This window comes from Rhodococcus erythropolis R138 (assembly GCF_000696675.2).
Classification (GTDB): Bacteria; Actinomycetota; Actinomycetes; order Mycobacteriales; family Mycobacteriaceae; genus Rhodococcus_F; species Rhodococcus_F erythropolis.
The window spans coordinates 4,963,062-4,977,119 of record NZ_CP007255.1 but is presented as its reverse complement, the minus strand read 5'-3'; the positions used below and the strand labels follow the sequence as shown (position 1 = coordinate 4,977,119).

The 14,058-nt window shown below is 60.5% G+C and carries 1 protein-coding gene; it reads left to right on the top strand.

Annotation, left to right across the window (positions count from 1 at the left end):
• The first annotated feature begins 19 nt into the window (after nucleotides 1–19).
• On the top strand, nucleotides 20–13,879 hold the full coding sequence (locus H351_RS22815; protein WP_059016358.1) for a non-ribosomal peptide synthetase: 13,860 nt from the start codon (nucleotides 20–22) through the stop codon (nucleotides 13,877–13,879).
• The last annotated feature ends 179 nt before the right edge of the window (nucleotides 13,880–14,058 follow it).

The following is a 14,058-nucleotide window of genomic DNA, read 5'->3' as shown; positions in this document are numbered from 1 at the left end:
TCAGTTGGAGGAAGTGTAGATGTCCGTCGGTATTCCGGGACCGCAGTCGCTGACGATCGAAGATCTGCCGAAGTTGGTAGCTGCAGTTGCGGCGGTAGATCCTGATCGTGTGGCCCTGAGCCACGGTGGAACCGAAATCAGCTACGGACGACTCAATGACGAGTTGGTCACTCTCGACACCGCGATGGGTGGGGCATTGGGGGCGGATGCCCTGGTTCCTGTTGTCGTTTCCACGGTGCTGCCAGAGCTGATCGGCAGCGAGGCCGACGGTCTCGGCGCGGTGGTCGACCGTCTCATCACCGACGGCACTTCGATCGTCGAGGTCGCGTCGGAGTCCGATGCACACGTGACCCTCGCAGGACTCTTCGACGAGCAGGTCGAGCGGACGCCGGATGCGCTCGCGCTGGATTACGCCGGAACGCAGCTCACCTACGCGCAGTTCGACGCGCGAGCGAACCGCCTGGCCCGTGAACTCGTCGCGGCAGGTGTCGGACCGGACAGCCTCGTCGGTCTCGCGATGCGTCGATCGATCGATCTCCTCGTCTCGATGTACGCGATCGTCAAGGCCGGCGGCGCGTACGTTCCACTCGACCCGGATCATCCTGCCGACCGTCTCGCTTACGTACTCGAGATCGCGAAGCCCACGGCTGTGCTCACACGTACGTCCGATGCCGTGGTGCTGCCGCACGGTACGCCCACGCTCGACGTCGACACCCTCGACTTGTCGGGTCGTGCCGAGACAACTGTCACCGACGCCGACCGGTTGGCGCCGCTGCGCGCGGACAACACTGCGTATGTCATCTTCACGTCCGGATCGACCGGACGCCCCAAAGGCGTTGCAGTCTCTCACCGTGCCATCGTCGCGAACCTGCAATGGCGTCAGACCGAGTACGGATTCACTGCCGACGACGTGATCTTGCAGAAGACGCCCTTCACTTTCGATGTGTCCGTGTGGGAGTTCTTCTGGCCGCTGCAGGTCGGTGCATCGCTGGTGATCGCGGAACCCGACGGACATCGTGATCCGGTGTACGTGGCTCGCACGATGATCGAGCGCGGAGTGACGGCGGTGCACTTCGTGCCGTCGATGCTCGCCGTGTTCGTCGCCGAACCCCTTGTTGCGCAGGTCAAAACCCTTCGCTACGTGTTCGCTTCCGGTGAGGCGTTGCCGGCTCGAACCGCGGCACGTCTGCGCGAGGTCAGCAGTGCTGGACTCCACAATCTGTACGGCCCGACCGAGGCTGCCGTCGACGTGACTTATTACGAAACCGGTGAGCGAGATCAGGTGTCCGTGCCGATCGGCGCGGCCGTGGCAGACACCGAACTCCTGGTGCTCGACGACGCGCTCCGGCCGTCGCCTTCAGGAGTGGCAGGAGAGCTCTATCTTGCCGGGATTCAGCTGGCCAGGGGATACGTGTCGCGTCCCGATCTCACGGCAGACCGTTTCGTGGCTCGGCCGGGCACTACCGACGGATCGCGGATGTATCGAACCGGAGACCTGGTGCGTTGGCGCGGCGTCGGAGCGAACCGCCAGCTCGAATACATCGGTCGCACTGACTTTCAGGTCAAGCTCCGCGGTCTGCGCATCGAACTCGGTGAGATCGAGGCGGCACTGCTCGATTGTGAAGGTGTTTCCCAAGCCGTGGTGATCGTCCATTCGGACGAAACGATCGGTGACAACTTGGTCGCGTACATCGTCGGCGAGGGCATCGATTCAGAGATTCTGACGTCGTCGCTGGGTGAACGGCTACCCGACTACATGGTCCCTGCCATGTTCGTCGAACTGGACGAGTTTCCGCTCAATGCCAGCGGCAAGCTGGATCGAAAAGCCTTGCCCGCACCCGAATTCGTGTCGAAGACGGTCGAGTACCGCGAGCCTGCGACACCCACCGAAGCCGGCGTGGTCGCGATCTTTGCCGATCTACTCGGGCAGGATCGGGTAGGGGCAGACGACGGCTTCTTCGAGCTGGGCGGCAACTCGTTGCTCGCCACTCGCGTGGTTGCGCGGATCAATGCCGAACACGGCATCTCCATCGACATGCGCAACTTCTTCGACGCACCCACCGCCGCAGAACTTGCCGTCTTCATCGACGAAGCGAAAATCTCAGAAGACTGCAAGGCTCACGTTCCCCTGATCCCTCGCGAGCGCCCCGAGTTGGTTCCGCTGTCTTTGGCGCAGCAGCGCATGTGGTTCCTCAACCGATTCGAACCAGAATCGGCAGTCGACCACATTCCGGTCGCGCTGCGTCTCAGCGGAGCGCTCGATGTCGATGCCTTGCAGGGCGCGCTCGAAGATTTGATCGAGCGGCACGAGATCCTTCGAACCGTGTACCCGGAGGTCGACGGCGTCGGATATCAGCGCTTGGTCGACCTTGCAGCCGTGGTACCGAACCTGACTCCCATACGGGTAGACGAGTCGGCGATCGTCGAGCGCGTGACCGACTTCGTTACCCCGGGGTTCGACGTGACCACCGAGGTTCCGATTCGGGCGGCACTCTTCCAACCCACCGCCGACGAATTTGTCCTCGTGTTCGTCGTCCATCACATCAGCGGTGACGGGTTCTCCATGGGACCGTTGACCAAGGACATCGTTTCGTCCTATGTGTCTCGGACACAGGGAATTGCGCATGATCTGGCTCCGCTGCCCGTACAGTTCGCCGACTTTGCACTGTGGCAGCGCGAAGTTCTCGGCAGTGAGGACGACCCGGATTCTCTGATCACTCGCCAGGTCGACTACTGGCGCCACGCGTTGGCCGGTATCCCCGATCAGCTCGATCTTCCGTCGGACCGCCCGCGCCCGCGCGTCGCGTCGAACCGGGGAGCCGGGCACACATTCACGATCGAGCCTGACCTTCACCAGGCTCTCAATCGAATTGCGCTGGACAACAACGCATCCCTGTTCATGGTGTTGCACAGTGCCGTGGCGATTCTGCTGGCGCGGTTGTCCGGGACTTCGGACATCGTGATCGGCACACCGGTCGCCGGTCGAGGCGATCAAGCTCTCGACGACCTGATCGGAATGTTCGTCAACACACTCGTCCTCCGAACGGAGGTTGATCTCGAAGCTTCGGCACGGGACATGATTTCGCGGGCGCGCGAATCCGACCTCAGCGGCTTCGGGCACGCCGATGTGCCATTCGAACGACTGGTGGAGGTACTCAACCCCGCCCGGTCTCAGGCACGGAACCCGTTGTTCCAGGTGATGCTCTCGCTGCAGAACTTGGGACAGAGCATGCAGCAAAGTCTGGAGGTTCCGGGACTGCGCATTTCCGGACTGGACGTAGAGTCGTCGGCCGCGAAGTTCGACCTCCAATTCACTGTGTGGGAATCGGACACCGCGGACAAGGTCGGTGGTTTGACCGTCGCACTGGTCTATGCGACCGACCTGTTCGACGAGTCGTCTGCCAAATCAATCGGAAAGCGGTTGATTTCAGTTCTCGAAGCAATGGTTGCCGATCCCTCGGTGCGGGTTGGCGATGTGGATATGTTCGATTCGGGTGAGCGATCTTTGGTGCTCGAGTCGTGGAATGGCACTGCGCATGAGGTTGCGGATGTGTCGTTGGTGGACGTGTTCGATGCTCAGGTGGAGGCGTCGCCGGATGCGGTAGCTGTGTCGTTCGAGGGTGTTTCGCTGTCATATGCGGAGTTCGATTCGCGGGTGAATCGTCTTGCCCGGTACCTGGTTTCGGTGGGTGTGGGGCCGGAGTCGTTGGTGGGTGTTGCGGTACGTCGGTCGGTTGATTTGTTGGTTGCGGTTTACGGCGTGCTCAAGGCTGGCGGTGGGTATGTTCCGGTAGATCCGGATCAGCCTGCGGAGCGCAATGCGTACGTGTTGGAGTCGGCGTCGCCGGTATGCGTGATCAGTACCTCTGACGTTGGATTCGATGCCGGTGTGGTGCCGGTGGTCGAGGTTGATGTTGTTGATGTGTCTGGTTTTTCGGATAACCCTGTTTCGGATATTGATCGGGTCTCGCCTTTGCTGTCGGGGAATTCGGCGTATGTGATTTTCACGTCGGGGTCGACGGGACGTCCGAAGGGCGTGTCGGTTTCGCATGCGGCGATTGTGAATCGGTTGGCGTGGATGCAGGACGAGTACGGGTTGGATTCGTCGGATGTGGTGTTGCAGAAGACGCCGTTCACGTTCGATGTGTCGGTGTGGGAGTTGTTCTGGCCGTTGCAGGTTGGTGCTCGGTTGGTGGTGGCCGTGCCGGATGGGCATCGTGATCCGCGGTATTTGACGTCGGTCATTGTGGGGGAGGGTGTGACGACGGTGCATTTCGTGCCGTCGATGCTCGAGGTTTTCGTGACGGATTCGTCTGTGGCTGGGTGTGTTTCGTTGACTCGGGTGTTCGCGTCAGGTGAGGCGTTGCCGGCGAGTGTTGTTGCCGACGTGTGGGCTGTGTTGCCGGGTGTCGGGGTGCACAATTTGTATGGTCCGACCGAGGCTGCGGTGGATGTGACGTTCCACGAGGTGGTGCCGGAGGATGTTCTGGGGGTGCCGATCGGTGCTCCGGTATGGAATACGCAGGTGTTTGTTCTGGACTCTCGATTGAGTCCGGTGCCGGTAGGTGTTGCGGGTGAGCTGTATCTGGCGGGTGTTCAGCTGGCTCGTGGATATGTGGGTCGGCCGGATTTGTCGTCGGATCGATTTGTGGCGAATCCGTTCTCGGGTGATGGTGGGCGGATGTATCGCTCGGGTGATGTGGTGCGGTGGACTGCGTCGGGCGAGTTGGAGTACATCGGTCGTAGTGACTTTCAGGTGAAGTTGCACGGTTTGCGGATCGAGCTCGGTGAGATCGAGTCGGTGATTCGTGAGCACGAGTCGGTGTCGTCGGTAGTTGTGGTTGTGCGTGAGGATGTGTTGGTTGCGTACGTTACGGCCGCTGGTGGTGTGGTGGACGTTGACGAGTTGAAGAGAGTTGTTGCGGGTCGGCTGCCGGGTTACATGGTGCCGGCGGTGGTGATGGTGCTGGATGAGTTGCCGTTGGGTGTGTCGGGGAAGTTGGATCGGAAACTTCTTCCGGATCCGGTGTTCGTGGCGCGCGAGTTTCGGGCACCGTCGAGTGTCGCCGAAATCGCTGTGGCCGGCGTCTTCGGAGATGTTCTCCGGTTGGAACAGGTCGGTCTGGATGACGACTTCTTCGAGCTCGGCGGAAACTCTTTGGTCGCAACGCAGTTGGTGGCTCGCGTAGGTCAAGCGCTCGACACTCAGGTTCCGGTGAGAGTGTTGTTCGAGGCTTCGACCGTCGAAGGTTTGGCAGCGCAGGTTGAGTTGATCGCAGGGGCAGGAGGGAGGGCCGCGCTCGTGGCCCGCCCACGGCCGGCGTTGATCCCACTCTCACTAGCTCAGCAGCGAATGTGGTTCCTCAGCCGCTTCGATCCTGATTCTGCCGTCAATAACATTCCGATCGCATTGAATATCAAAGGCGCCCTGAATGTTTCGGCGCTGAGTCATGCGATTTCGGATGTAATCGAACGTCACGAGTCGCTACGGACCGTCTACCCGGAGCAAGGTGGGCAAGGGCAGCAGGTAGTCCTCCCGTCGTCCGAGGTGCCGGTTGAACTGACACCGAAGGTCATCGACGCCTCACGCGTTTACAACGAACTTCTGAGTTTCGCGCTCCAGGGTTTCGACGTGACGTCAACCGTTCCGGTTCGCGTCGGGTTGTTCGAACTTGCTGAGAATTCGTACGTTCTGGCCTTCGTTGTGCATCACATCGCAGCGGACGGGTTCTCGATGCGTCCGCTGACTCGGGATGTCATGGTTGCCTACGCCGCTCGGGTTTCGAACGGCGTTCCGAATTGGACTCCGCTCGAGGTGCAGTACGCCGATTATGCACTCTGGCAGCGGGAGGTCCTCGGCGACGAGGACGACCCGAATTCGTTGATCTCGGCTCAGCTGGACCACTGGCGCTCCGTCCTCCGTGATTCTCCGGAAGTGCTTGCGTTACCAGCTGACCGATCCCGCCCGGTCGTCGCCTCGAATCGTGGCGCTACGTATCGCTTCTCCGTCAGCGAAGAGATTCGGTCGAGCTTGGACTCACTCGCACGCGAGCGGAACGCGTCGCTGTTCATGGTGATGCATTCGGCCCTCGCCGTGCTTCTCGCAAGGTTGTCCGGTACCAGTGACATCGTGATCGGTACTCCGGTTGCAGGGCGAGGCGAAAAGGCGCTCGACGATGTGATCGGTATGTTCGTGAATACGCTGGTCCTGCGGACTCCTGTCGACCTCGCCAGTCCGTTCAGTGCACTCGTCTCGGCAACGCGGAGGACGGACCTTCAGGCGCTCGGCAACGGCGATGTTCCGTTCGAGCGATTGGTCGAGGTACTGGACCCCACCCGATCGCAGGCACATCACCCGCTGTTCCAGGTCGCGCTGTTCTTTCAGAACATGTCCCAGGATGCGTTGGAGCTTTCGGGGTTGGAGGTGTCGGGCCTCGAGTTCGATGCCGGTATCGCGAAATTCGATCTTCAACTTACTCTCGCTCCCCGTGTCGAAGATGCGCTCGAAGACGGCATGTTCGCCGAGTTCGCATACGCCACAGATCTGTTCGACGAGTCGACGATTCGTGGATTCGCAGATCGGTTCACCAGGATCCTCGAGCAGGTGGTCGTGGATCCGTCGATCACTGTGGGTGACATCGATCTGTTGGAGGAGACCGAGCGCGAGTCGCTGTTGACTGCGCGCAACTCCACCGCACGTGACGTCGGGAACAGTGAGACATTGGCTTCGCTGTTCGACACTCGCGTTGCGTTGGCGCCCGATGCTGTTGCCGTGGTGTTCGACGGCCAGTCGCTGACCTATGGCGAGGTGTCCGATCGTGTGAACAAATTGGCACGCAAGCTGATAGACGATGGTGTTGGGCCCGAGTCGTTGGTGGCCTTGGCGATGCGTCGGTCGCTCGATCTCGTAGTGGGTATGTACGCGGTGATCGCCGCGGGCGGAGCCTACGTGCCATTGGATCCCGATCACCCCGCCGAGCGGATCGGGCACATCCTCACGACGGCCGATCCAGTCTGTGTGCTGTCGACGACGAGGGACGCTTTCGTAGCGCCGAACGGCGCCGACGTGCTGTTGATCGATGCTGCTGACCTCTCGAGCTATTCGCCTTCCGTCGTTTCCGATGCTGATCGTCGTGGACGACTGCGTGATGTGAATGCCGCCTACGTGATCTTCACCTCGGGTTCCACGGGCAAGCCCAAGGGCGTTGCGGTCTCGCATCACGCCATCGTGAACCAGGTCCTGTGGATGCAGGATCAGTACGCCATCGGCACAGAAGATGTCTATCTGCAAAAGACTGCAACGACATTCGACGTCTCGTTGTGGGGATACTTCACCGCGCTTCTGTCCGGTACGAGAGTGGTGCTGGCATCTCACGACGGACATCGAGATCCCGCGTATCTGGCTGGTCTGATCGAAGATCATCGGGTGACGCTGACGGACTTCGTTCCGTCGATGTTGACCGTCTTCGCGGCTTCGGTTCCAGAGCAGGCGTTGGTGTCGCTGAGGGACGTCTTCGTGATCGGTGAGGCGTTGCCGGTGGAGACGGTACGTGCATTCGCTCAGGTTTCGTCTGCAAGCCTGCACAATGTGTACGGCCCAACCGAGGCTGCGGTCTCGATCACCTACTACGAGGTCGATGGATCGGAATCGACAGGGATTCCGATCGGGGTGCCCGAGTGGAACTCGCAGGTCTACGTGTTGGACAGTCGGTTGCAGCCGGTGCCGGTAGGCGTTGCAGGTGAGCTGTATCTGGCCGGTGATCAACTGGCGCGCGGTTACGTCGCGCGACCCGATCTCACCAGTGATCGATTTGTCGCGAACCCATTTGTGGAGGCGAGCGACACGAACGGTGAAATCAATCCCGGTGGCAGTCGGATGTATCGCACCGGGGACCTGGTGTGGTGGAACACCGCAGGCGAACTCGAGTATGTCGGGCGTACCGATTTTCAGGTCAAATTCCGTGGTCAGAGGATCGAGCTGGGTGAGATCGAGTCAGCTCTGCTGGCGCATTCGACGGTAGCTCAGTGCGTGGTCACTGTGGCATCCACCGATATGGGCGATCAGCTGGTCGCATATGTGATCGCTGTCCCGGATTCTGTGATCGACGTAGAAGTCCTGAGGAATGCGCTTCCTGAATCGCTACCTGTCTACATGATTCCGAACGCGATCATGGTCTTGGACGAGTTGCCTCTGAATTCCTCTGGGAAGTTGGATCGGAAGTTGTTGCCGGAGCCGGTGTTCGAGGTTGCGGTGTTCCGGGCCCCGGTCACGCCGGTAGAACAAATTGTCGCTTCTGTTTTCTCGGCGGTACTCGGGGTCGAGCGAGTGGGTCTGGATGACGATTTCTTCGCACTCGGCGGAAACTCTTTGATTGCTACTCGAATGGCAGCGCGGTTGGGGCAGGCGCTCGATGCGCAGGTTCCGGTGCGGGTGTTGTTCGAGGCGTCGTCGGTGGAGTTGTTGGCTGCGCGGATGGAGTCGGAGATCGGTTCGGGTGCGCGGGCGGCGTTGACTGCTCGGGTGCGTCCGGAGCTGGTGCCGTTGTCGTTGGCGCAGCAGCGGATGTGGTTCTTGAACCGTTTCGATACGTTGTCGTCGGCGAACAATATTCCGGTGGCGATTCGGTTGTCGGGGTTGTTGGATGTGGCGGCTCTGCAGGCTGCTGTGTCGGATGTTGTTGCGCGGCATGAGATTTTGCGGACGGTGTATCCGGAGGTCGACGGTGTCGGCTTCCAGGAGGTGTTGTCTGCGGATCGGGTGCGGTTGGATTTGTCGCCGGTGGCGGTGTCGGAGTCCGATGTCGTTGGTGCGGTGACGGAATTCTTGTCGACCGGTTTCGATGTGGCGGTGGAGGTTCCGGTTCGGGCGCGGTTGTTCGCGGTGTCGGAGTCGGAGTTCGTGTTGGCGATGGTGGTTCATCACATCAGTGGTGATGGCGTGTCGATGGGGCCGTTGACGCGTGATGTGATGGTGGCGTACGAGGCTCGTTCTCGAGGCGAGGTTCCGGGGTGGGCGCCGTTGGCGGTGCAGTATGCGGATTATGCGTTGTGGCAGCGGGAGACTCTTGGTTCGGAAGATGATCCGTCGTCGTTGATTTCGCGTCAGATCGGGTTCTGGGAGTCGGCGTTGGCGGGGTTGCCGGATCAGTTGGATTTGCCGGCTGATCGTCCGCGGCCTGCGGTGGCGTCCAATCGCGGTGCCAAGCATGCGTTCGTGATCGGCGAAATCGAGCACTCGTCTCTGAAAAAGATTGCGCGCGAATCGAATTCGTCGTTGTTCATGGTGGTGCATGCGGCGTTGGCGGTGTTGTTGGCGCGGTTGTCTGGGACGTCCGATATTGCGATCGGTACTCCGGTGGCGGGTCGTGGTGAGCAGGTTCTCGATGATTTGATCGGGATGTTCGTCAATACGTTGGTGTTGCGGACGGAGGTGGATTCTTCGGAGTCGTTCTCGGGGTTGTTGGGTCGGGTTCGTGAGGGCGATCTGGGTGCATTTGCCCATGTAGATCTGCCGTTCGAGCGGTTGGTGGAGGTGCTTAATCCGGCGCGGTCGCAGGCTCGTAATCCGTTGTTCCAGGTGATGCTGTCGTTCCAGAACATGGAGCAGTCGGTGCTTCGACTTGGCGATCTGACAGTTGCGGGAATCGACGCCAACACGGTGGCGGCCAAGTTCGATCTGCAGTTGACCATGGTCGAGCAGTTTGACGAGGCGGGCGCACCAGCGGGGATGGCGGCGCAGTTCACGTACGCGACGGATCTGTTCGACGAGTCGACGGTGGCAGGCTTTGCCGGCAGGTTCGGGCGCATCCTTGCTGAGATCACTGTTGATCCGTCAGTTCGGTTGGGTGATATCGACGTACTTACCGCTGCTGAGCGCAGCAACCTTCTCAGCTGGTCCACTGGTGGGCGCACAGCGTTGGCAGGCGCCTCCCTGACTGCGATGTTCGACGAACAGGTTGGGCAGACCCCTGATTCTCTTGCCGTCGAGTGCGATGGCGAGGCGCTGACCTACGGGCAACTCGACGCCTACGCAAACGTGGTGGCCGAGCGATTGACGGCGGCCGGCGTCGGTCCGGATGACGTCGTCGCGTTGATCGTGCCGAGGTCGGTCGAGTGGGTCGTAGGTATGTTGGCGGCGTGGAAGGCGGGTGCTGCGTACGGGCCGATCGATCCGTCGTACCCACAGGATCGGATCGAAGCGATAATTGCCGACACTGGCGCCCGATGTGCGGTGAGTACGACGACTCTCGATCTGGCGGTGGACGTCATCGTCCTCGACAGCATCATTCGCGATTCGCCGATTGTGGAGGGGCCGACGGATCGATGGCGTGAGCTCGGTGCGGGCGACCGCTTGGGGTATGTCATTTCGACATCCGGTTCGACTGGTCGTCCGAAGCCGACGTTGGTGCCGATGGCGGGCATCGAGAATACGGTGGCCTGGTATCGCAGCGAGTTGCCCGAAACTGGTGGTCTTTTGATCGCGTCTTCACCCAGTTTCGACCTGACGCAGAAGAACGTCTGGGCAGCGCTGAGCAGCGGTCGGACCGCAGTGCTTGCCTCAGACGGTTTCGATCCGGATGCGATCGTCGCTCGCGTCGGGCACGGTGACGTCGCAGTGGCGAACATGTCGCCGAGCGCATTCGAAGCCGTGGTGGATTCCGATGAGGAGTCTGCTCTGAGCGTTCTCGATGTTGTGTTCCTTGGAGGCGAGTCGATCCGGCTCAATCGTCTTGGCAGTTTGTTGTCAGGCGGCGTACGCCTGGTGAACAGTTACGGCCCGACGGAAGCGTCGGACGTGGTCTCGTTCCACGCAGTGACTGCGCATGACACCGTCAGCGTTCCGATCGGTGCACCGGTGCCGAACATGGATCTGTTCGTTCTGGATCGGTCGTTGGGTATGGTGCCGCCGGGCGTGATCGGCGAGTTGTATGTCGGTGGTGTCGGTGTCGGTCGCGGATACGGAAACCGAGCAGCGTTGACGGCGGAGCGTTTCGTCGCCAACCCCTTTGCGGGCGGGGAAAGGGGCGCCTCAGATGGCGGCAGCAGGTTGTATCGAACCGGCGACCTCGTCAGGTGGAACGGTCGGGGCGAGCTCGAGTACATCGGCCGATCGGATTTCCAGGTCAAACTGCGGGGGCAGCGTATCGAACTCGGCGAGATCGAATCTGCTCTGATCTCGCACGAGGCGGTTTCAGATGCGGTGGTCGTCCTGCACAGCGATGCGACGTTCGGCGACAGCCTGGTCGGGTATGTCGTGGGAACTGCAGTAGATGCGTCCGAAGTTCTGGAGTCTGCCCGGGCCGTGCTTCCGACGTACATGGTGCCCTCGAAGGTTCTTGTCCTCGACGAGCTTCCTCTCAATGCTTCGGGCAAATTGGATCGAAAGGCTCTCCCGTCACCGGTATTCGAGGCAGCAGAGTTTCGGGCGCCGGTCACAGCGGTGCAGGAAATTGTTGCGTCGGTGTTCGGAGATGTGTTGGGCGCGGAGCGGGTCGGTCTGGATGACGATTTCTTTGCGCTGGGTGGTAATTCGTTGATCGCTACCAGGTTGGCAGCAAGATTGGGACAGGCGCTCGATGCGCAGGTCCCGGTGCGCGTGCTGTTCGAGAACTCGACAGTGGAAGGTTTGGCTGCAGTAGCGCAAAAGACCGCAGGTTCCGGTGCGAGGATGGAGTTGGAGGCGCGGGAACGTCCAGAACGTCTTCCTCTGTCCTTGGCCCAGCAGCGAATGTGGTTGGTAAACCAGATGGATCCCGGTTCTGCGGCATACAACATTCCGTTGGCTCTGCGATTGACAGGGAACTTGGATGTCGCGGCTTTGCGCCAGGCTCTTCACGACGTTTTGGTTCGACATGAGTCGCTCCGGACCAGCTACCCGAGTGACATCGAAGGGCCGGTTCAGAAAATCGTCGCGATCGACGAACTCCTTTCGCCTCTCGAAACGATTCAGGTGGACGACGAGGCCGCGGCGTTCAATCGCGTCGTGGAGTTGGTGACGACCGGATTCGACGTAGCTCAGGAAGTACCTGTACGCACTGGGTTGCTCGAGTTGGGGCCGGCAGACTTCATATTCGTCTTGGTCGCTCATCACATCGCCGCTGACGGTGAATCGATGGGACCTCTGGCCCGAGACATGATGGTCGCCTATGAGGCCCGCATGCGCGGTACCGCGCCGTCGTGGACGCCGTTGACTGTTCAGTACGCGGACTTCGCGATCTGGCAGCGCGAAGTGCTCGGTAGCGTCGACGAGATCGGCTCGCAGGCTGCACAGCAACTCGACTTCTGGCGCCGGACGTTGAACGGTGTGTCGTCGACGCCCGGATTGCCTTCCGACCGTCAGCGACCCGCGCAGATGTCTGCAAAGGCCGGTGTCTCGGAGTTCTCCGTCAGTGCGGACACGGCGACGCGGCTCAACGAGATTGCGCGCGAACACAACGCCACATTGTTCATGGTTGTGCATGCCGCGCTTGCAGTTCTCATCTCACGGTTGAGCGGAAGCCGAGATTTCGCGATCGGAACAGTTGTAGCCGGGCGAGGTGAGCAGCAACTGGACGACATAGTCGGAATGTTCGTCAACACGCTCGCACTCAGGACCGCTCCGGACCTCGGAGCAGGATTCGGCGAATTGGTCTCGCTGGTTCGAAATGTCGATCTCGAGGCATTTGCGAACGGCGACATACCGTTCGAGGAAGTTACCGGCGCGTTGTCGGCGTCAGCGAACGAGCTTTTCCAGGTTGCACTGTCGGTCGAACCGATGGCAGGAGCCGAGTTCAGTCTGCCGGATCTGAAGATCTCGGCAGTCGAGGGTGTGGAGGCGACTGCGAAGTTCGACCTCCAACTCAATCTCAGTTCTGATCCGATCACAGGAGGACTGATTGGCCATTTGGTTTTCGCCGCCGATCTTTTCGACCAAGCGACCGCCGACGCACATGTCGAGCGATTCGTACGCGTTCTCGATCGGGTGTCCTCGGATCCTTCACGTCCGATCGGTGACATCGAACTGCTCACCGACTCCGAACGAGCAGAAGTCCTCGGCTCCGTGGACACAACGCCACCCCCGGCCGTTGGCGCTTCGACGGGCCGACTCGTGCCACAGCGATTGGCGAACTCCGTTGAGGCTGATCCTGACGCCGTAGCAGTCGTGTGCGATGAAGAGGAAGTGACATACCACGAGGTCGATGCACGATCATCTCGCCTTGCGCGCCACCTCATCAGTCTTGGGATCGGCCCGGGTGACGCAGTTGCGATGACAGGGCTGCGTGGCATCGAACTGGTAGTGGCGATCTGGGCGCTGTCCAAAGCAGGCGCGGCAGTACTCGTGGGAACTACAACAGGAGCAGCGCGTACGCCTGGAAGAGGAACAAACCCGAGTGTGGCCTTGACGCTGACTTCGGGCAGTGCAGATTCTGATGTCGCGCTGGATACGATCCTCGACCTGAACGAGTCCGGGGTTGTCGAATTGGTGGCGTCGTATTCGAGTCGTTCCGTGAACTACACGGATCGGCTTCGTCCGCTGAGTGGGGACGACGTCGCGGTCGTGGTTACCGGATCACACTCTGACCAGATCACCCATGGAGAGCTCGCAGCGAAGTTGGATGCTATGTCGCAAAAGCACGACGTCGACTACGAATCGCGTTTGATGTACTTCGGTCCCGACGACGATGAAACATCGGTTCTGACGATTCTGCTTGGCGGGGCGGTCGGTGGCGTCGTACTTCTTTCCTCGGAAGAGGCGAAGGACGCAGAGGTACACGAGCTCCTTGAAGAGGAGTGGGTTTCGCACGCGGTTGGTCCGACAGACGTCTTCACAGATGTCGTCGAAGGAGGTCTGCCTGATCTACGCCTGGCCTGTGATCCCGCGACGTGGACTCTGAGCTGACGCCGCCGTTCAGGAAGTCGATGGACTCCCATATCCCGAACAGTCCGATGATGTCCACTCCGCGACAGCTGTAACAATGGTTCGGTGTGTCCGATCAACTATTGGGGCTTTACCGGGACGTCGAACGCGATTTGCCCAGGTCAAGGGTAGAACCTCGGAAGTGATCGGATTCCTGCGAA

Excerpts from the sequence above, each read along its gene's own strand:
- H351_RS22815 (WP_059016358.1), top strand. The coding sequence starts at position 20 with ATGTCCGTCGGTATTCCGGGACCGCAGTCGCTGACGATCGAAGATCTG.